Annotated in this window: 18 protein-coding genes; 6 read left to right on the plus strand and 12 right to left on the minus strand. The window is 36.6% G+C overall.

Annotated elements, in window-relative coordinates; all coding sequences use genetic code 11:
• Window positions 1–29 precede the first annotated feature (29 nt).
• From AB8P06_RS18100 to AB8P06_RS18115, 4 genes are all read right to left on the minus strand, one after another.
• Window positions 30–620 (minus strand): RNA polymerase sigma factor, encoded by a 591-nt coding sequence (locus tag AB8P06_RS18100; RefSeq protein WP_034669904.1) that lies wholly within the window; start codon window positions 618–620, stop codon window positions 30–32.
• A gap of 198 nt (window positions 621–818) precedes the next feature.
• Entirely contained in the window at window positions 819–1,310 is a 492-nt protein-coding gene (locus AB8P06_RS18105) for a hypothetical protein (RefSeq protein WP_369843641.1), read from the minus strand.
• Between the two features lie 83 nt (window positions 1,311–1,393).
• Window positions 1,394–2,674: a methionine adenosyltransferase gene (gene metK / locus AB8P06_RS18110; protein WP_369843642.1), complete on the minus strand. Its 1,281-nt coding sequence runs from the start codon at window positions 2,672–2,674 to the stop codon at window positions 1,394–1,396.
• A gap of 235 nt (window positions 2,675–2,909) precedes the next feature.
• Window positions 2,910–3,860 (minus strand): LysR substrate-binding domain-containing protein, encoded by a 951-nt coding sequence (locus AB8P06_RS18115; RefSeq protein ID WP_369843643.1) that lies wholly within the window; start codon window positions 3,858–3,860, stop codon window positions 2,910–2,912.
• Between the two features lie 132 nt (window positions 3,861–3,992).
• Between AB8P06_RS18115 and AB8P06_RS18120 the strand changes: the two genes are divergently transcribed.
• The 5 genes from AB8P06_RS18120 (at window position 3,993) to AB8P06_RS18140 (ending at window position 8,299) form a co-directional block, all read left to right on the plus strand.
• On the plus strand, window positions 3,993–5,480 hold the full coding sequence (locus tag AB8P06_RS18120) for a catalase (protein WP_369843644.1): 1,488 nt from the start codon (window positions 3,993–3,995) through the stop codon (window positions 5,478–5,480).
• A 104-nt stretch (window positions 5,481–5,584) separates the two neighbouring features.
• On the plus strand, window positions 5,585–6,352 hold the full coding sequence (locus tag AB8P06_RS18125; protein WP_369843645.1) for an enoyl-CoA hydratase/isomerase family protein: 768 nt from the start codon (window positions 5,585–5,587) through the stop codon (window positions 6,350–6,352).
• A gap of 44 nt (window positions 6,353–6,396) precedes the next feature.
• Window positions 6,397–6,819: a deoxycytidylate deaminase gene (locus tag AB8P06_RS18130; RefSeq protein ID WP_007844123.1), complete on the plus strand. Its 423-nt coding sequence runs from the start codon at window positions 6,397–6,399 to the stop codon at window positions 6,817–6,819.
• 7 nt (window positions 6,820–6,826) lie between these two features.
• On the plus strand, window positions 6,827–7,738 hold the full coding sequence (gene xerD, locus AB8P06_RS18135; protein WP_369843646.1) for a site-specific tyrosine recombinase XerD: 912 nt from the start codon (window positions 6,827–6,829) through the stop codon (window positions 7,736–7,738).
• A 45-nt stretch (window positions 7,739–7,783) separates the two neighbouring features.
• Window positions 7,784–8,299: an NUDIX hydrolase gene (locus tag AB8P06_RS18140; RefSeq protein ID WP_369843647.1), complete on the plus strand. Its 516-nt coding sequence runs from the start codon at window positions 7,784–7,786 to the stop codon at window positions 8,297–8,299.
• Window positions 8,300–8,529: 230 nt separating this feature from the next.
• On the opposite strand, the gene AB8P06_RS18145 is transcribed toward AB8P06_RS18140, so the two are convergent.
• The 8 genes from AB8P06_RS18145 to AB8P06_RS18180 form a co-directional block, all read right to left on the minus strand.
• On the minus strand, window positions 8,530–8,988 hold the full coding sequence (locus tag AB8P06_RS18145) for a heme-binding domain-containing protein (RefSeq protein ID WP_369843648.1): 459 nt from the start codon (window positions 8,986–8,988) through the stop codon (window positions 8,530–8,532).
• A gap of 14 nt (window positions 8,989–9,002) precedes the next feature.
• Window positions 9,003–10,733 carry an Ig-like domain-containing domain gene (locus AB8P06_RS18150; RefSeq protein WP_369843649.1) on the minus strand — a complete coding sequence of 577 codons (1,731 nt, stop codon included), beginning with the start codon at window positions 10,731–10,733 and terminating at the stop codon, window positions 9,003–9,005.
• Between the two features lie 25 nt (window positions 10,734–10,758).
• Entirely contained in the window at window positions 10,759–12,021 is a 1,263-nt protein-coding gene (locus tag AB8P06_RS18155) for a serine hydrolase domain-containing protein (RefSeq protein ID WP_369843650.1), read from the minus strand.
• Between the two features lie 211 nt (window positions 12,022–12,232).
• Window positions 12,233–13,159 (minus strand): 2-hydroxyacid dehydrogenase, encoded by a 927-nt coding sequence (locus AB8P06_RS18160; RefSeq protein ID WP_369843651.1) that lies wholly within the window; start codon window positions 13,157–13,159, stop codon window positions 12,233–12,235.
• A 117-nt stretch (window positions 13,160–13,276) separates the two neighbouring features.
• Window positions 13,277–13,822: an acyl-CoA thioesterase gene (locus tag AB8P06_RS18165; RefSeq protein ID WP_369843652.1), complete on the minus strand. Its 546-nt coding sequence runs from the start codon at window positions 13,820–13,822 to the stop codon at window positions 13,277–13,279.
• A 12-nt stretch (window positions 13,823–13,834) separates the two neighbouring features.
• Window positions 13,835–14,563: an HU domain-containing protein gene (locus AB8P06_RS18170; protein ID WP_369843653.1), complete on the minus strand. Its 729-nt coding sequence runs from the start codon at window positions 14,561–14,563 to the stop codon at window positions 13,835–13,837.
• Window positions 14,564–14,847: 284 nt separating this feature from the next.
• Window positions 14,848–16,962 (minus strand): TonB-dependent receptor, encoded by a 2,115-nt coding sequence (locus tag AB8P06_RS18175; protein ID WP_369843654.1) that lies wholly within the window; start codon window positions 16,960–16,962, stop codon window positions 14,848–14,850.
• Window positions 16,963–17,197: 235 nt separating this feature from the next.
• Window positions 17,198–17,962 carry a WG repeat-containing protein gene (locus AB8P06_RS18180; protein WP_369843655.1) on the minus strand — a complete coding sequence of 255 codons (765 nt, stop codon included), beginning with the start codon at window positions 17,960–17,962 and terminating at the stop codon, window positions 17,198–17,200.
• A 339-nt stretch (window positions 17,963–18,301) separates the two neighbouring features.
• On the opposite strand from AB8P06_RS18180, the gene AB8P06_RS18185 reads away from it, so the two are divergent.
• Window positions 18,302–21,082, plus strand: coding sequence for a bifunctional aconitate hydratase 2/2-methylisocitrate dehydratase (locus tag AB8P06_RS18185; protein WP_369843656.1), 2,781 nt, complete (start codon window positions 18,302–18,304; stop codon window positions 21,080–21,082).
• Window positions 21,083–21,089 lie beyond the last annotated feature (7 nt).

The raw sequence follows: 21,089 nt of genomic DNA on the forward strand, positions 1-21,089 counted from the left end.
TTCCTTAAAACGAGAAATATCAAGAATTATTATCTCGTAAGTATAATATTATTCTCTTCCATGATTTTTCTCAGGTTAATTAAAGCATATCGTACCCTTCCTAATGTAGTATTGATACTCATATCGGTATGGTCTGCGATTTCTTTAAAACTTAATCCGTCAAAAAATCTTAATTTAATTACTTCCTGCTGATTCTGAGGCAGGAATTGCAGCATTCTCAGCAGATCTTCCTGAATCTGTCTTGAAACCAGCTGGTCTTCAATATTTTCGGAAGGCTCTCTGATCAAATCAAAAATAGAATATTCATCAGTTTCGAAAGTAGTTTCCGAAACCTTGATATTTTTGGATTTTAATCTGAAATGGTCGATGATAAGATTGTGAGCAATTCTTTTTGCCCAAAGAATAAACTTTCCTTCTTCATTATAACGTCCTTCTTTCAGCATTACGATAATCTTCATGAATGTATCCTGAAAAATATCATTTGCCAGATCTTCATCATTAATCTTGTAAAAAATGAATGTAAACAGTTCTCTCTGATGACGATGGATGAGGGCTGATAAAGCACCTTCGTCTCCTTTTTGATAAAGGGAAATTAATAAACTATCCGATTTTGATTTCATAACTCTTCTCAATAATAAAAAATTTGCGGTCAGGCGATCTTCCAGATATTTTATCTGATTTTAACCATAAATGCAAAACAGTTTTAAAGAATAGAGTCCAATCAATAAGCGGTACGTTTTATTATGGATGTAAATATAATAAAATTTTAATAACTGTTAACCTATTATTAAATTTTTACCAAAAATATTTAAAAAAACTTACTTAAACATGTCATGAATGAATACAGTAGGGATATTTAGTGTGAAATTAACATTCATTCCTTTCAGTTTTTTTCCGTTTAATTCAGCATTTCCGACAGAAAAAGCATAACCTGCAGTAAGATCCAGCAACCCGAAAAGACTCACTCCAACTTTAGGAGCAACGTATTTATTAGTTCCTTCCGCACCGATCAAAAAATAATATGAGTGGTAAAAATCCACATTTTTTTCAAAATTGAGCAAAACATCAGCCTGAAGTTTAGGCATAATCGCAAATTTGGAATCGGCAGAGCCCATTAGTGCAGAACCTCCCAATCTGTAAATAACATCATCATTTTTCAGGAAAAGCAATTTACCACCTACTTCCCCAAAGCTTTGATTCTGGTACACATACCCTACATTAATCATTTTATGCATGGTATATTGGGCCTTCGCAGCCGTACTCAGTAAAAACAGGGATAGAATGGTTATTGCGAATCGAAAATTCATCATCTTTAATTTATTTAAGTGTAAAATTAAAAAAAACTGCCTTATCTGATGAAGATAAAGCAGTCTATTTATTTCTTAAGAAAAAATTAAATACCGAAAGCAGCTTTAATTTCTTCTACTTTGTCTAATTTCTCCCAGGTAAAGAATTCAAGATCTTTTAATGTGATCTCATTCTTATGTCCTTTATTGAACGTTTTATCAGCGATATAATGCTCTTTCCCCATATGCCCGTAAGAAGCTGTTTCCTGATAGATAGGATTTCTCAGTTTAAGATTCTGCTCAATAGCATAAGGTCTTAAATCGAAAATGGCAGAAACTTTTTTAGCGATTTCACCATCATGAATATCTACTTTTGAAGTTCCGTAAGTATTAATGTACAAACCACATGGTTCAGCAACACCAATCGCATAAGAAACCTGTACCAGAACTTCATCCGCAACTCCCGCAGCTACTAAATTCTTAGCAATATGTCTTGTTGCATAAGCCGCACTTCTGTCTACTTTTGAAGGGTCTTTTCCTGAGAACGCACCACCACCGTGAGCTCCTTTTCCACCGTAGGTATCAACGATGATTTTTCTTCCTGTAAGACCGGTATCTCCGTGCGGACCTCCGATTACAAATTTTCCTGTAGGATTGATGTGGTATTTGATCTGGTCGTTGAATAATGCTTTGATTTCTTCTGTCTGCTGAGCAACAACTCTTGGAATCAGGATACTTTTAATATCTTCACGGATTTTATTCAGCATTTCTTCTTCTGATCCGAAATCATCATGCTGGGTAGAAACCACTATAGAATCAATTCTTACCGGCTTGTGGTCATCAGAATATTCGATCGTAACCTGGCTCTTAGCATCCGGACGAAGATATTCAATCTCTTTATTTTCTCTTCTGATCGCAGAAAGCTCTTTAAGGATAGTGTGTGCCAGATCCAGTGCTAAAGGCATATAGTTAGCCGTTTCGTTAGTCGCATAACCGAACATCATTCCCTGATCACCTGCTCCCTGTGCATTGGCTTTGCTTTCAAAAGTTTCGTCAGATACAATTCTGTCAACTCCCTGATTGATATCCGGTGACTGCTCGTGGATTGCAGAAATAACTCCGCAAGAATCCCCGTTGAACATATATTCACCTTTTGTATATCCGATTCCGTTAATAACTTCTCTGGCAATCGTCTGAACATCAAGATAGGCATCTGATTTCACCTCTCCGGCCAAAACCACCTGTCCTGTAGTAACAAGTGTTTCACATGCTACTTTTGATGCTTTATCATAAGCTAAAAAATGATCGATTAAAGCGTCGGAAATCTGATCGGCAACTTTATCCGGGTGTCCTTCTGAAACTGATTCAGACGTAAATAAATAAGACATATTATTCTCTTGTTTTATTAAATTAATATATGAGGAAAAAAACGAATAATTGCCCGGAAAGCTCAAAAAGAAATACTGTTTTAGCTTTTTTTATAGAGGTTGCAATCAGGTCAAATTTTTCCTCGTTCGTAAACGTTTGCAAAGTTAAGTACTATTTTCTTAATACTCAAAACTTTTACCCGTTAATTGCAATTTTCTTGAAACTAGGAGCTTAGCCCGAAATAAAGGAAAAAAACTATTGTGGTTTTATGCTTACGAATTCTTTTGGATTTTCATTATAATTCAATCTTTCTTTTAATGATGACTGGATAGAAGAAGATAATTCATCAATAATTTTTTGTTTGAAAGTGGGCTTATAATAAATGATACTTATTTCTCTGTAAGGGAAAGGTTTTTTAAATCTGAATACTTTACTTTTCTGTTCATCGGAAAGCTGGCTTAAAGCTAATTCTGGTAAAATGCTAATCCCACCTACTTTATCTACCATATGTACCAGCGTCTGAATATTGGAAGCTAAAAAGTCCAGGTTCTTCGGCTTCAGGGTATTTTCCTTTAAGTGGCAAATATTTTCAAACTGGCTTCTCAAGCAGTTTCCTTCTTCCAAAAGCCATACTTTTTCTACATTCAGCTCTTCAGGAATCACATACGTATTCTTCTTATTTGCTTCCGTATCCGAACTGTAAATCATTAATTCTTCATTGAAAAGGAAATCCTGATAAAATTCATCAGCCGTATCATAAGGCGTTGAAATAATTCCGGCATCAAGTTCTCCGGCTTTCAGAGCTTTGATGATATTATCCGTCGTCATTTCTTTTACATTCATCTGAATTTTCGGATTCTGTTCCAGGAAGCTAAAGATTTCACTTGGTAAAATAAAGGAAGAAACCGTAGGAATAATTCCCAGATTGATGGTACCTCCTAAAATATTATTCAGCAGATTGGCTTTATTCTTCAGCTCATTGACAGATTCTATAATCACCTTTGCCTGATCGATGATCTGAAGCCCTACATCTGTGGTACGGATCGGGTGCGTAGTCCTGTCGAAAACCTTTACATCCAGTTCATCCTCAAATTTCTGTATCATTGCACTTAACGTAGGTTGCGTAATGAAGCATGCTTGAGCTGCTTTACCAAAATGTTTATACTTATCTACAGCGATAAGATACTCCAGTTGCTGAATGTTCATTTGATTAATATTATCTATTACAAAGATATGATGTTTTTGCTTTCAGCAATTAAAAATTGAAGTAAATTTGATAATTCTTACCCGTAGTATGGCTTCTTACTACGATCATAAATTAAAAAAATTCTTAAGTATATGGATTCTAAAAAATTAACGTTAAGCAGCGGAGCTCCTTATTTTGAACATCAGGATTCCCAAACAGTAGGCCCGAGAGGTCCCGTATTATTACAGGATTTTATTCTTCAGGAAAATCTGGCTCATTTTGTAAGAGAAAGAATCCCGGAAAGAATTGTTCATGCGAAAGGAACCGGCGCTTACGGAACTTTCACCGTAACCCATGATATCAGTCAATATACAAAAGCAAAACTTTTTTCTAAAGTTGGAAATTCCTGCAGAATGTTTGCCCGTTTTTCTACGGTAGGAGGTGAAAAAGGAAGTGCAGATACTGCAAGAGATCCGCGGGGATTTGCTTTGAAGTTTTACACGGAAGACGGAAACTGGGATCTGGTAGGAAATAACACTCCTGTTTTCTTTATTAAGGATGCCAAAAAATTTCCGGATTTTATTCATACTCAAAAAAGGGTTCCGAAAACCAACCTGAAAAGCGCTACGATGATGTGGGATTTCTGGAGTTTGAATCCTGAATCTCTTCACCAGGTTCTTATTTTAATGTCAGACAGAGGCACACCACATGGATACAGACATATGCACGGCTTTGGTTCTCATACATTCTCAATGATCAATGCAAACAACGAAAGAGTCTGGGTAAAGTTCCATTTCAAGACAAAACAGGGCATAAAAAACTTCACCAATGAAGATGCCGTGAAAATGGCCGGAGAAAACCCGGATTTTGCACAGGAAGATCTTTGTAATGCTATCGAAAACGGTGATTTCCCGAAATGGACTTTATACATACAGGTAATGACCGAAGAGCAGGCCAGAGATTTCAGATGGAATCCTTTTGATGTAACCAAAGTATGGTTCCAGGGAGATTTTCCTTTAATTGAAGTTGGAGAAATGGAGCTGAATGAAATTCCTGTCAATTATTTTGCTCATGTAGAGCAATCTACTTTTTCACCCAGCAACTTAATCAATGGAATCAGTTTTTCTCCTGACAAAATGCTGCAGGGAAGATTATTCTCCTATCCGGATGCACACCGGTACAGAGTTGGAGTCAATGCCCATCAGCTTGAAGTGAACCGTTGCCCTTTTGCAACCAGCAATTATCAGAGAGACGGTTTTATGGCAGATGCCAAAGATTATGGTGACCAACCGAATTACCATCCAAACAGTTTTGATAATATTAAAGCAGATTCTGCTTATAAAAGCTATGATTATGAACTTGACAGTGCCCATGTTGCCAGCTATAACAGAAATGAAAATGATGACGACCACTATACACAACCAGGATTATTATATACCAAAGCAATGAATTCCGAAGACAGGGAAAATCTGATCAATAATATAGTAGGAAGCATGAGAGGAATTGACGGGCCGAAAAGAGATGAGATCATCAACCGACAATTATGTCACTTTTTCAGGAGTAATATAGAACTTGGCATGAAAGTAGCATCACAACTAAACATCAATATTGACGCAAATATGATGAATCATTCCAAATAATTATATTGAACATAAATTCAATTAAAAGGAAAAAAAGTCAAGATTTTTTCCTTTTTTTTGTAAAAAAATTATAATTTGCAGAAAATAATATTTTAAACCGGAAAATGAGTTACGAAAATATATTATTAAATAAAGAAGATAAAGTATCTATTATTACCATAAACAGACCTGAAAGCCTTAACGCATTAAATGCAAAAACCATTCAGGAACTCAGCGCCGTATTCGATGAATTAGATTCGGATACAAACTGCAGAGCCATTATTATTACGGGAAGCGGAGAGAAATCTTTCGTTGCCGGAGCTGATATTAAGGAGTTTAGCGACTTCGGACAAGATAAAGCAGAAGAGTTGGCCAGAACGGGCCATACTTCTCTGTTCAACAAAATAGAAAACCTGTCTAAGCCTGTCATTGCAGCAGTCAATGGATTTGCTTTAGGCGGCGGATTAGAGCTTGCCATGGCATGCCATATCAGATATGCATCGGAAAATGCGAAGCTCGGACTTCCGGAAGTAACATTGGGATTAATTCCTGGTTATGGAGGAACTCAGAGACTTCCGAAGCTTATCGGAAAAGGCCTTGCCAACGAAATGATCTTCTCAGCCAAAATGATTCCTGCCCAGAGAGCAAAGGAAATCGGATTGGTTAATGAAGTATATCCTCTTGAAGACTTATTATTAAAAACAAAAGAATTAGCAAAAACTATTGCCTTTAACTCTCCAATGGCAATATCAAAGGCTATCCATGCCGTAAATTTATCTGACACGGATAAAGGTTTTGACACTGAGATTAAATATTTCGGAGAACTTTTTGAACTGGACGATAAAAAAGAAGGAGTTACCGCTTTTATAGAAAAAAGAAAGCCTAGCTTCTAAAAAAAATTAAACTCAAATTATTTCGAAAAAAACAATGTTGCGGTATGAATAAGTTTGATAAAGCTTATCTTAAAATGGCTCAGGAGTGGGCAAAACTCTCCTACTGTAAAAGAAAGCAGGTAGGTGCTCTTATCGTAAAAGATAGGATGATTATTTCAGATGGTTACAACGGAACTCCTTCGGGGTTTGAAAACTGTTGTGAGGATGAAGACGGGAAAACACACTGGTACGTACTGCATGCAGAAGCAAATGCCATATTAAAATTGGCAGCTTCCACTCAGTCTGCAAAAGGGGCAACGTTGTATTTAACGCTTTCTCCCTGTAAAGAATGCAGCAAGCTGATTTTACAGGCAGGTATTACCAGACTCGTGTACATTAATGAGTATTCGGATGACGATGGAATATCGTTCCTGAGAAACCATAATATTGAAATAGAGCAAATTTCTGATTGTGAACTAAAAAAATAAAGCACAAATGACTTGGGATGAAAAAATTAAGGATTTTGAAATCTTTCTTCGCTTCGAAAGAAATTTTTCAGAAAACACTCTCGACGCCTATGTTCGGGACATTAAAAAATTAAAGGAATACGCCGATGAAGAGCTTGACGGTCTTGCCCCTGATAAGATAGGGTACGAAAACCTTCAGGAATATATCTTCAATCTCTCCAAACAAAAATTCAGCGAAAGGTCTCAGGCACGGTGGATCTCTTCAATAAAAGCTTTTTTCAAGTTCTTATTAGAAGATGAAGCCCGTGAAGACAACCCTGCCGCGTTGCTGGAAGGGCCTAAGTTGGGATTGTATTTACCCGACACTTTAAGCCTGCCGGATATCAACAGGATTATCGGAGCAATAGAAATCTCATCAGACCTTGGAAAGCGAAACCAATGTATTATCGAGGTTCTTTATGGTTGCGGGCTCAGGGTTTCCGAGCTGATTGATCTGAAAATTTCCAATATCAATTTTAAAGAAAATTATATTAAGGTACATGGAAAGGGGAATAAAACCCGTTTCGTTCCTTTAGCCGATTACACGGCAGAATTACTGGGAAATTACATCAGAGAGGTACGTTCGAAAAGTAAAATCAATAAAAAATACGAGGACACTTTATTTCTTAACAGCAGAGGAACCTCTATGTCAAGAGTTATTGTATTTCTTATTATCAAGGAACTTACTGATAAAGCCGGTGTAAGCAAGAAAATATCTCCACATACTTTCAGACATTCTTTTGCAACCCATCTGTTACAGAACGGGGCAGATTTGCGTTATATTCAGGAAATGCTGGGACATTCCAGTATTACTACTACGGAGATTTACACTCATCTGAAAACGGAGGAGCTTAGGGATGTGATCCTGACTTATCATCCGAGAAATATTAATATTGCTTAATGAAACGGAGTTCCATCTGACTTTTGAAAAAAATAATTATAACAGATGAGATTATTGAAATATTGCCCCAGCTGTGGCAAAGAATCTTTACAATGGGATGGTGAAAAAAAATGGAGCTGTCCTAATTGTGACTTCAGATTATATAACAATGTGGCAGGTGCTGTAGCCGTAGTCATAAGATGTGGAAATGAAGTTTATCTTACCCGAAGAAACCAGGAGCCTAAAAAGGGTAAACTGGATCTTGCAGGAGGATTTGTAGATCCCAGGGAAAGTGCTGAAGAAAGCTGCAGAAGAGAGCTATTTGAAGAGCTTCAGTTGGATATCAATATTTCAAATTTAAAATACCTGACAAGTCTTCCCAATATTTATCAATATAAGGAAATCGATTATAATACGATTGATTTGTTTTATGAATACAGGGTTTCAGAAAAATTTGAGGTAAGTCTGGAGCTTTCGGAAATCTCAGAAACACAATGGATCCCCATCAATGAAATCAATCTGGAAGATATAGCCTTCGATTCTCAAAAGAAATTTTTTGAACAGTATATAAAATCTGTTTAAAGATTTAAAAATAAAAAAGCGGGTTTTGACCCGCTTTACTTTTTATACAAATTGGTTGTATTCAAACCATATTTTCTTTTTTCAAGACTTGTAATTAATACTTTTTAAAAAAGCAATCATCTGTGCAAATCTGTGATGATTAAAAACGTAGTGTTTATAACTCTCGTAGATTTTTCAGATTACGCGTATCTAAATGTTTTGTGAAAATTTAAAAGACTTGAAAAATGGATTTAATAGGTTTTGGATTTTAGCATTTCTTCAAAATAGTTTTCGAGAAGTACTCTTTCCGCTTCCGATAAGTTAGCCTCTTTATGATAGACAATATATCCGGGCATGGGCATTGTCTTATTCTGAAGAGTCTGAACGACATTTTTAATCATATTGGCTTTCAGGTCTGCATTATAAGTTTCCCAGACAGAGAAATTGATATGTTCCCGCCCTTCATTGATATGGCTCTTTACAGACCATGAAACCGGAGCGATATAAGCATATTTAGGATAAACCGTTTCATCAGAATGACAGTCATAGCATGCCCCTTTAATCAATGTACTGATTTTTCCCGGGGTCTTTTTGGAATCAACAAAATTAGTTGTATGGTCAACCGGTTTATTATTTCTGTCTATAGGAATAAACTGAATGATAGCAAAAGCAACCAAGCTCCAGAATACAATCTTCTTTACCGTCTTCATAAACTTGTCTTTTATTATCTTATAGGTTTTACAACAGCATTCCCGGATTTCAGGTTCTTATCTTCAATTTCAGTTTCCTTAGGCGGTTTCGGAATATTCAGGTTTTTGGTATCGAGTACCCGCGTATCCTTTAAATCCCAGTTTTCATTGGTATCCCATAATGGCCGTACTACAGCAACTTTATAGAAAACGTAGGAGTCTTCTGCAAAGATTTCATTCTGGAAATCAGCTTCGTCCCAATATTTATTATCATTATTATCTACGAGAATCCTTACAATGTACTCTGAAGGCTTTAAAATATCGAATTTAACCTCGCTTCCTTTTGTATATTTCTGATAAATCACTTTTTCAGAAGTATCCAATAACTGGATCCAATAATTGGTAGCAGGAGCATTCTGAAGCTTAAAAGTTACGCTACCGTAATTTTCAATTTTATCCGCTTCAAAATCAAAACGTTTAGATTGGGTATTTTTAGCATAAAAAGATAAAACCGTTTCCTTAGGAATGGTCAGCCGGTATTTTTTTCCGGCTATGAAATCAGAATTAACCAAAATCTGATAAGGATTTGTTTCTGAAATCTTTGCTGTAAAAGGTAAAGTATTCAGGCTGTCTCCTTCCGTTCTAAGGATCCATTTATCTGAATTGATTTTATCCAGGTAATAATTGGAACTGATTTTAAAATCCGTTTTTGGAGCGAGCAATGATCCACCGTTATCACTGATAACATCCATCGCATTTTTCGTATTATACTTATAAAACACAGAAACGGTATCCTGCTTTTTATCAGCATCATAACTGAACTTTAAATTTTCTGTCGTTGTTTGCCCCACATTATTTTTCACTGCATCGAACCAGATTCTCACCGAATCCGATTTAGGCTGATGGGTAACTTTTATATCCTGAAGTTTTTCGTTTAAGGAAAGAACTTTTACATCATTCGGATGCCCGTCAAAGGTCATTACAATTCCACCCGGTATTTCTTTCATTTCACCGTATTTCAATGGCTTTTTAGACGGATAAATTTTTAAATTCAATCCGGAGATCGAAGACTGCACATCTACAGGGTCTTTCTGAAAGCCTATTTTTTCTTTTCCGGCATCATATATTGAATTTCCGTTTTCATCTTCAAATGCGATGATTTTGTACTTTCCCGGAGATAAATAATTAAGCTCAAAGTAACCATCATCATCTACTTTTGTGATATAATACGGCTTCTGCTTATAATTCATTGTATCCTGAACCTTATACAAGCCCACAACAAGTTTATTATCTGATGTAGATTGCGGTTTTATGGCTATTGCATCTTTTACGTCTCCACTGATGTATAAATCGTCTAATTTATCACCTGTAGAAAATGCAAAATTAAAGTAACGCAAAACGTTAGCTTCATTATTATCCGTAATGGAATTTCCGAAATTGAAATTATAGGTTGTATTGGCCTGTAAAGTATCTTCCCATTGAATAATCAGGTATTTATTCGCGATATTGGACGGTAAAATACGTTTGATCTTTTTGATCGGTGGTGAAATAATCAGATTCTTATTGATGTCTTTTAACGTTACATATTCATCAAAATCAATTCGCAGCTCTTTAATATCCCTCGGAACATTGATTCTTGTTGTATCAATATTCGAACTTAGAAATTTGGGAGCTAAGGTATCTTTCGGCCCTCCTACAGGTGAACCCACTCTTGCACAGGACTGTACAAGAAAACCGATAATGAATAATAAAAGAAATCTTTTCATGAATACGTTTAAGCAAAAATAAACATTATTCTCCAAAAACTTCATGTCCGTTTTTCAAAGAATCCTGATTATCATCCATTACGCTGTGAAGCTTATCTTTCTGCATTGGGAAATCTTCAAATAATCCGGATAAGGCAAGTGCCGTATACACTCTGTTTGAGTATTTATTACCGATTGCAATAATGGTTACTTTAGATTTTAATAAATGAGCAAACACCGAATTGGTTCCGTGCCACCAGCCATTATGATAAGTCAGCTTTTCTCCGTTATCAAAAATTTTCATTCTGAATCCTAAGCCGTAATTGTTCATTCCTGCCTTTTCATTGCTATATGGCGTGAAAACCATCTGCATCAGCTCCGGTTTAAGGAAATCTTTGGAATACATTGCTTTTGAAAAATTGAGAAGGTCTCTCGGCGTTGTATAGACATTTTTATCCCCATAAATAAGATCCAGTCTGTCTAAAGGATATAATCTGTTTCCGCCATAGTAAAAAGACTGAGCTGCGGTGGGAATATCCTTTTCCTGGAAAATATAAGTATGATTCATCTTTAAAGGAGCAAAAACCATTTCTTTCATTGCCTGTGGAAAAGGAACTTTTGTTACTTTTTCAATTACTAATGCCAGTAAAGCAAAATTGGTATTACAGTACATAAACCCTGTTTCCGTATCTCTGGCCAGTTCAGGTTTATATCTGATAATCATGTTCAGCACGTCCTGATTGGTGATATAAGTTTTTGAAAGCTCAGCCGGAGCCGGTTGAATTTTGGTGATAAAATACTCGTATTTCGGAAGTCCGCTTCTTTGAGAGAGTAGCGATTTCACAGTTACTCCCGGATAAGGAAACCCCGGAAAATATTGTGTTATATGATCTGTTAATTTTACTTTTCCGGCTTCTATCAGCTTTATCATTGCCATTGCCGTCATTGTTTTTGAAACTGAAGCCACATGTAGAGGAGTATCTTTATCAATGGGCATCTGATTTCCTTCCCGGCCGAAGCCTCTGTACTTTTCATACAAAATATCATCGCCTTTAGCGACCAGGATTCCGCCGCTAAGGTCACTCCCTTCCCAGACTTTTTTATAATACTGGTCAATATACCGAACAAGTGAATTTTTATCAGAAAGCTGTTCATCGCCTTTTGTAAAGACTTTGCTTAAATCTACATTCCCATAATTAGGAAGACCCGTCGTATTTTCAGTGACAGATTCTTTGGATTCGGATTTATTTTTACAGGAAAAAAGAAATAAAAAAACAGTGATAACTAATACAAAATTACGCTTCTTCATGAGTTTCAAAAATGAGCGGCAATTTAATAAAACTCAAAATAAATATTTAATACTCGGGGTATATTATGAATTATTTAACATAAAGAGAATTGTTAATTTGCAAAATCACGGATTTGCAAAATTGACAAAAGGCAGAAAAGCCTAATTATAAAACTGCAAAATCGTGAAAGTAAGAACAATTTACAGATCAGCAATTTTACTGTTTTACGGCCTAATAAGCTGCTAAAATCTTATCCACAATCACCTGTGCCAGTTTTTCTTTACTCTGATGGGTCCATCCTGCAATATGAGGAGTAACAATCACTTTTTCAGAACTCAGAAGGTATTGTAAATCTTCATTTTCGGTTTCAAGATTTTCAAAGGAAGATTTTTCATATTCCAGAACATCGAGACAGGCGCCTTTTATTTTCCCGGACTTTAATGCTTTAACTAAACTTTTAGTTTCCACATTTTTTCCTCTCGCTGTATTGACAAAATAAAAGTCTTTATCCATTTCAGAAATAAAACTTTCATCAATCAGATAATGGGTTTCAGGAGTGATAGGAATATGCAGGCTCAGAACATCTGCTGTTTTTTTCAATTCTTCGAGACTAACTTGTGTAGCAAATTCATCCGAAAGACCAGGAAGGATATCATGGAAAATTACTTTACACCCAAAGCCTGAAAATCTTCTGGCAGTCGCTTTTCCCATATTCCCATAACCGATCAGACCTACTGTTTTTCCCAATAACTCATCACCTCTGTTCTCTTCTCGCTTCCATATCCCGTTTTTGACTTCCTGAGAAGCAATGAAAAGACGGTGCATCAGAATCAGCAACATCCCAATTACATGTTCTGCAACAGAGTCTCTGTTTCCTTCCGGGGAATTGATGAGTTGAATTCCCAGCTTTTCAGCTACTTCAACATCGATATTTTCCATTCCGGCTCCTACCCTCGCGATGAATTTAAGATTTTTCCCTTTTTCAAGGAAATTCCTATCCAGAGGAATTCTGCTTCTAATGATTATCCCATCATAATCTGAAATTTTAAGACAAACCTCATCGTAAGAAGAAGTGAAATCCTCTTCCAAAATATGGTTTTTTGCTAAAAGCTGCTCGGTAATAAGAGGATGGTTTTTATCTAAAAGTAGAATCTTCATTTTTTATTAATTTTAACGCAAAGTCCGCAAGGATTAAAAAAACAAAATGCTTTTAAGTTCGCAAAGGCGTTAACACTCAGCAAAAATTAAAAGCATTGATTTTATTTTGAATATAATTTATTTTTCTTTTTTAGGCTCCTGTGCTTCCGGCTCCTGGAATAACTTTTTCAGTTCCACAGATTCCAGAGGTTTCATTCTTCCGGAAAGAATTAATGACAATTCTTTTCTACGGAAAGCTGCGGCAAATCTTTCTTTTTCTTCTTCCGTTTCGGGAACCATTTCAGGAATCGGGATCGGGCGGTTGAATTCATCTACTGCCACAAAAGTATAAATACCCGCATTTGTATGGACTTTCTTCTGATTAATAGGATCATCCAACCAAACATCTACATATACTTCCATCGATGTGGAAAAAGCTCTTGAAACTTTGGATTCCAAAACCACTACTCCCCCTTCAGGAATCGGGTGATTGAAAGACACGTGATTTACAGAAGCTGTTACAACTCTTCTTTCACAATGTCTTGCTGCAGAAATAGATGCGCAACGGTCCATTTTTGCTAAAAGTTCACCTCCAAAAAGGTTTCTTAAAGAATTGGTTTCGTTCGGAAGTACGATATTGGTCATAATGGTCAGGGATTCTGACGCTTTTTTTATTTTTCCCATTTAGTCCTAGTGTTATTTTCTGGAGTTTGAATGAATTCCTGTTGATTTTACGACAGGCTTTATCAATGAATCTTTTTTCAAAGAATCTGATTTTTTAATCTGAGCCGAGTCTTTTTTAACCATTGCCGTATCTTTTTCTATTCTTTTTGTTTTAGTCTGTACGGAAACTTTATCAAAAGATTTCTTTCCGAATATAAGCTCCTGCTGGGTATACCCTACATAAAGCAATCCTAAAACAGGAACAGCAAAAAGAAAAATCCACAGAATAGATTTATTGAATTTATAATCTTTTTCAGTGTTTTCAGGATGTATCGAATTTTCAGCATTCGTCATTTCAGAAATTCTGATTTCTTCCAAGCCATAAAAATTGGGGTGATCAGATTGTAGCCTGTTCCCTTTAAAATGGGTTTGTCCGTCTTCAATAAAAATCGTTCCCAGATTCTGAATTTCCAGAACCTGTTCTGCCTGAAGTTTCTTCTTCCAGAAATCGGTCTGAATCTTTAAATCACTTTTGGCAACCGCCAGAGGCATCTGCTTTTGAGTGCTCATAAAAGTAACGAGCTTATCAGACTGAGCCTCATAATCGGAAATAAAAGCAATGCGGCTTGCGGGCGGAAGGATGCTTCCGTTTTCTGAGTTGATAACAGCCTTGGAATTTTCAAGAGAAAACACACCAAAGCCCGGAACTGTAACAGAACCAAATTGTTTCAGATATTCTAAAATGTAAGCTGAAATATTCATTTGGTAGCAAATTTATAACTTTTTCATGACTTTTTGAGACATTTGTTTGTATAAAAAGGGACTGTTGAAACTGTTCGCTGAAATGTTTTTTTTGAATTCAACATCTGAATTTAATTATTCCTTTTACATCTTTAGTTTTAAGGATTAAAATATTTATTCTTATCACAAAACATTGAATTCCATTAGATTTTATTATCGGTAAAAAAAAGACCGCCGAAGCAGTCTTTAAAAAAATTTAATCTAACATTTTACTTTATACTTAGGTAAAACATCCATAATGAGTGTTACTGAATTTTCCAGCTGATCCCGAACATAAAATTAGTTCCGGCCTGGGAAAAATAATAAGGCTCTCCATCGTAAACCGCACCATTATTCACGTATTTTTTATTAAAAATATTGTTAACCAGAAGCTTCAAAGCAATATCATTATTGGCAATCCTGAACTCATACTGGGCATTAAAATCGGTAAGAAGATAATCTTTAAGCTGTAGGTTTTTGTCTTCCGTATTATCAAGATACTGTTTTCCTACATACTGATTCATCAAAGAAAACTGGAAATTTTTGTTAGGGTTATATTTCAATCCCAGATTGGCAACAACATCCGGAGAGAAGGAAATTTGTGTATTTCCCAGTTCTTTAACTTCCGTTTCATTTTCTATTTTAAAATCCTGGTTTCTGTTCTGGCTTAAACTTACGTTTCCGGAAACTTCCCATTGCTTTGACAGTTTTGCCAATGCTCCGATTTCAATACCTCTCCTGTAGCTTTCCCCTGAATTCGTTCTGATGAAGGCTCCTACATTATTAAGCTCACCATTTAAAACCAACTGATTCACGTAATACATATAATACAGATTGGCCGTCACGGATACAATCCCGAACTGCTTTTCCAGTCCGGCTTCAAAATCGTGAAGCTTTTCGGCTTTTACATCATTGTTGGCAATCAGGTCGTCTCTGTTCGGCTCACGTTGTGCATGGGCATAAGACAGGAATACTTTCCCGTTTCCTATTTTATAATTTACACCGGCTTTTGGATTGAAGAACAGCCAGCTTTTTTTCAGATTAGCTCCTTCATCATCACCTGCCATGATGATTTTTGTATCGTAATCGATATTTCTGAGCTGAAGATCACCAAAGAATTCAAAATTATTGACTCTGAATAATGCTTTTGCAAATCCGGCCACTTCGTTTTTCACTGAACGTCCTCTGTAATATTCATGCTCATCGATCGGATAAAAAACTCCGGTCACATTTCCAAAATGTCTCCCATAGTACTGGTTTCCTACAACTCCGAAATTAAGATCAAGGTTATCAAACTTCCCGTATAAAGTGGAAACCACCCCGTAAAAATCATTATCCAGCCATTTTTTTCTGATAAAATCAGAATATTCTATGGTCTCATTGCCTTCAATAATATTCGGCAGGTTATATCTTGAAAAAGGGTCGCCTTGTTTATAGTTTTCATAATACCCCTTTCCTTTTGTATAGTGCAGGGTTGTTTCCAGATTCCAGTTGTCATTGATCCCCTGCTCCCAGAGCAACTGATAATGATTTTGTCTGTAGTTATCCGTTTCATTATTATAGAAACCGACAATATTCTCCCAGTTGGCATCATAAATCGCTCCCGAATAATTGAATTTAGGATCGGTTTCCCAGGTTTTTCTGTCAATTCCGTTCCATGCCTGATAGGTTTTTTCCTTTCCTCCAAAAGCCATTAAACGCAATCTTGTTTTTCCTTCTTCAAATAATGCGGTGAAATTGTAAGAATCCAGTTTTGATGAAGCCCGGTCTATGTATCCGTCAGACTGGATATGAGTGTATCTTCCCATCACGGAAAGACGGTTTTTCCAGAACTTCCCGGAGCCTATTTCAGCAGAATATTTATACGTACTGAATGATCCGTAGCTGTCATCCGTTTTTACATAAAACTTTTCTTCAGGATCTTTGGAGATCACATTGATACTTGCTCCAAAAGCTGAAACTCCGTTATTGGAAGTTCCTACACCTCTTTGAATCACGATCTGTGAGGCGGAGCTCGTTAAATCCGGAACATTGACAAAAAAAGTTCCCTGACTTTCGGAATCATTAAACGGTACTCCATTCATCATTACATTAATTCCTCTTCCGGCAACACCACGTATCCTGAAACCGGTATAGCCCACTCCGTTTCCTGCGTCAGAAGTAGAAATAACGGAGGTCTGATTTTTTAAAAGAATCGGAAGATCCTGTCCAAGATTTTTGCTGTCAAGATCTTTTTGAACGTTGATGATTTCTTTAGCAACGGGAAGCCTTTTGGTGAAATTAACGGCTTCAATTTCTTTGATTTTTAAAGTATCTCTGTTTTGAGTCTGGGCAAAAGCCAGTGAGCTTGCGGTAAGCCCTAAAAAAAATAATCCTTTCATTCTATAAATTTTAAAATTTAATGAATAAAAGGGGATCGATAAGATATTATACAATTCCGACGCTCTGAAGAGTCGAAGTCTCCCTAAACGGCATTACCCGTTCCAGGTTCTTTGGGTATAATCTCAGCCTTTTACAGCACCCCTTTATTTCAGCCGCAAAATTACAAAAAATATTTGAGTTATAAGATGCGGAATATGGGCTACACAGATTTGGTTTATGAATTGAAGCTAAATTTTAATATGCTTTATTCGAAGAGTCGATGTAATAATAATTGGTTCCGTCCTTGGTCACTTCAAACATTTTCCCCAATTTCCAGCTGAAGTTTCTTTTGATATTGGTATATTCAAATGGAATAACAACTTTATTGTGTACGTCTATCACTCCAAACATATCATTCTGGGAAGCTACAATCATAGGGTTTGAGACATCATCTCCTTCCATAATGTGAAGATATTCGTATTGGGGATAAATCTGGTATTGCCTGTAATCAGCAGCATTTACAAACTGTGAAGGCTCTATAATCCCATAGAATCCGTTTAAAATATAAGCCTGATATTGTTGTTGCTTAAATTCTACCTTGCATTTTCCCAGATCCGAACTTTTGTACTGATAAACTCTTTTACCGGTCTTGTCAATTCTGTATGAAATAAGATCTTTTTCAACGGTACCATAATTTTTAGTTCCGAATTTTCTTATTTTTTCGTTCGGTGAAGCCAAAAGGTTGCAATCTTCAGCAAAAAAAATTGCGATATGATATTCCGGCTCAACAATAAATTTCCCTTTCTGATTAATGTAACCAAACTTTCCGTCTCTTTTTTGCGGAATCAAAACGGGAACTTCTGGATTGATCACTACCAAATCAGGATTAGGTTTAGGTTCTGATTTTTTTTTAACGCCCGTCTTAACAACGTTTTTTGCCGGAATTTTCTTTACAGATTTGGTCTGTGAAAAAACAAATACAGAAATAAAGATTCCAAAAAAACACGCACTATTTTTCATATTCATCATTTGTCTGCAAAAATACGACCAAAAATAGAAAATATAAAAAACATATTTATAAAGAATCTAAATAATTTAACTTAGATAAAATATTAGAATTTCGTAAATTTGGGAACACTTTTTAGGCGTTTGATAATTTCTAAAACGTTTTTGAGACGGATATTATCTTACAATTTTAAAACGAGGTGTAGATTATACTCATTCTACTCCGGTTCGTATTGTGGTTCAAAATGCGACATCTCAAATGGCATTGTTGTAATTTTTACAGACTGGTATAGAAAAAATGGCAGTACAGATAACTGCTTTATAATCTGAATTTAATATTGAAAAGACTTCTATATGAATATTTATAAGGATTACATCAAAGAGATTGAAGAAAGAAAAAACCATGGGCTTCATCCAAAGCCGATTGATGGTGCTGAATTATTAAGCGAAATTATTGCCCAGATTAAAGATTCAGATCATGCAGACAGAGCAGATTCTCTTAAATTTTTTATCTACAATACTTTACCCGGAACAACAAGTGCAGCGGGTGTAAAAGCTAAATTTTTAAAAGAGATCATTCTTGGTGAATCCGTAATAGAAGAAATATCACCTGCTTTTGCCTTTGAACTTTTATCTCATATGAAAGGAGGTAAATCAATTGAGGTGTTGCTGGATCTGGCTCTGGGAAATGATGCAGCTATTGCTAAAGAAGCAGCAAATGTTCTTAAAACACAGGTTTTCCTTTATGATGCGGACACTAACCGTTTAAAGGAAGCATTCAATAACGGTAACGAAATCGCAAAAGAAATCATTGAAAGCTATGCAAAAGCAGAGTTTTTTACTAAACTACCGGATGTTCCGGAAGAAATTAAAGTAGTTACATTCATCGCCGGTGAAGGTGACATTTCTACAGATTTACTTTCTCCGGGTAACCAGGCCCACTCAAGATCAGACCGTGAGCTCCATGGCAAGTGTATGATTACTCCTCAGGCGCAGGAAGAAATCAGAGCACTTCAGGCGCAGCATCCGGATAAGAGTGTGATGCTGATTGCTGAGAAAGGCACCATGGGTGTAGGCTCATCAAGAATGTCAGGAGTAAACAATGTGGCTTTATGGACCGGTAAACAGGCAAGCCCATATATCCCATTCGTAAATATTGCTCCGATCGTTGGAGGAACAAACGGGATTTCCCCGATCTTCCTTACCACTGTTGACGTAACCGGAGGTATTGGTATCGACCTTAAAAACTGGGTAAAAAAACTGGATGCAGAAGGGAACCCGATTCGTAACGAAAATGGAGAACCAATTCTTGAAGAGGCATATTCTGTTGCTACGGGAACTGTTCTTACCATCAATACAAAAGAGAAGAAACTTTATAATGGTGATCAGGAGCTGATTGACATTTCTAAAGCATTCACTCCTCAAAAAATAGAATTTATCAAAGCCGGCGGATCATATGCGATCGTGTTCGGTAAAAAGCTACAGACCTTTGCTGCACAACTTTTAGGAATAGAAACACCACCTGTTTTTGCTCCATCAAAAGAAATTTCTCATGACGGGCAAGGTCTTACAGCAGTAGAAAAAATATTCAACAGAAATGCCGTAGGCATAACACCGGGAAAAGTATTACACGCCGGTTCGGATGTTCGCGTACAAGTAAACATTGTTGGTTCACAGGATACCACAGGTCTTATGACTTCTCAGGAACTTGAATCTATGGCAGCAACAGTGATTTCGCCAATTGTTGACGGGGCTTATCAATCAGGTTGTCATACCGCTTCAGTATGGGATAAAAAAGCTCAGGCAAATATTCCAAAGCTGATGAAATTCATGAACGATTTCGGTCTGATCACTGCCCGTGACCCGAAAGGTGAATATCACTCAATGACTGACGTAATCCACAAAGTTCTTAATGATATTACGGTAGATGAATGGGCTATCATCATTGGTGGTGACTCACACACAAGAATGTCTAAAGGAGTTGCTTTCGGGGCTGACTCTGGGACTGTTGCTCTTGCACTGGCTACCGGTGAAGCATCTATGCCGATTCCTGAATCGGTAAAAGTAACCTTCAAAGGGGATATGAAAGAGCATATGGATTTCCGTGATGTAGTTCATGCAACCCAGGCTCAGATGCTTAAACAGTTTGGTGGAGAAAACGTATTCCAGGGCAGAATCATTGAGGTTCACATCGGAACTCTTCCTGCTGACCAGGCATTCACATTTACAGACTGGACTGCAGAAATGAAGGCTAAAGCTTCCATCAATATTTCCGAAGACAATACCCTGATTGAATCATTGGAAATTGCGAAAGGCAGAATCCAGATCATGATCGATAAAGGGATGGATAATCATAACCAGGTTCTTCAGGGATTAATCAATAAAGCTGATAAGAGAATTGCAGAGATTAAGTCAGGTGAAAAACCGGCTTTAACTCCGGACGCGAATGCTAAATATTATGCTGAAGTGGTTGTAGATCTTGATGCCATTGTAGAACCTATGATTGCAGACCCGGATGTAAACAACGATGATGTTTCTAAACGATATACCCACGATACGATCAGAACTCTTTCTTACTATGGTGGAGATAAAAAAGTAGATCTTGGCTTTGTAGGATCTTGTATGGTTCACAAAGGAGATTTGAAAATTGTTTCCCAAATGCTAAGAAACCTTGAAAAGCAACAGGGTAAAGTAGAATTTAATGCTCCATTAGTAGTGGCTGCACCTACTTATAACATCATTGATGAATTAAAAGCAGAAGGAGACTGGGAATTATTGGAAAAATATTCCGGCTTTGAATTTGATGATAATGCTCCTAAAGGCGAGGCCCGTGTAGAATACAAAAATGTAATGTACCTTGAGCGTCCGGGATGTAACCTTTGTATGGGTAATCAGGAAAAAGCAGCTAAAGGAGATACGGTATTGGCAACTTCTACCCGTCTTTTCCAGGGAAGAGTAGTTGAAGATTCCGAACGTAAAAAAGGAGAATCTCTACTTGCATCAACACCTGTTGTTGTCTTATCTGCTATCATTGGAAGAATTCCTAATATAGATGAATATAAAGCTGCAGTGGAGGGTATCGACCTGACTAAGTTTACACCTCCTATCAAGGAGTTGGTTCAGGTTGGGCATTAATACTTCG

The organism is Chryseobacterium tongliaonense (genome assembly GCF_041224435.1).
GTDB classification, from domain to species: domain Bacteria; phylum Bacteroidota; class Bacteroidia; order Flavobacteriales; family Weeksellaceae; genus Chryseobacterium; species Chryseobacterium tongliaoense.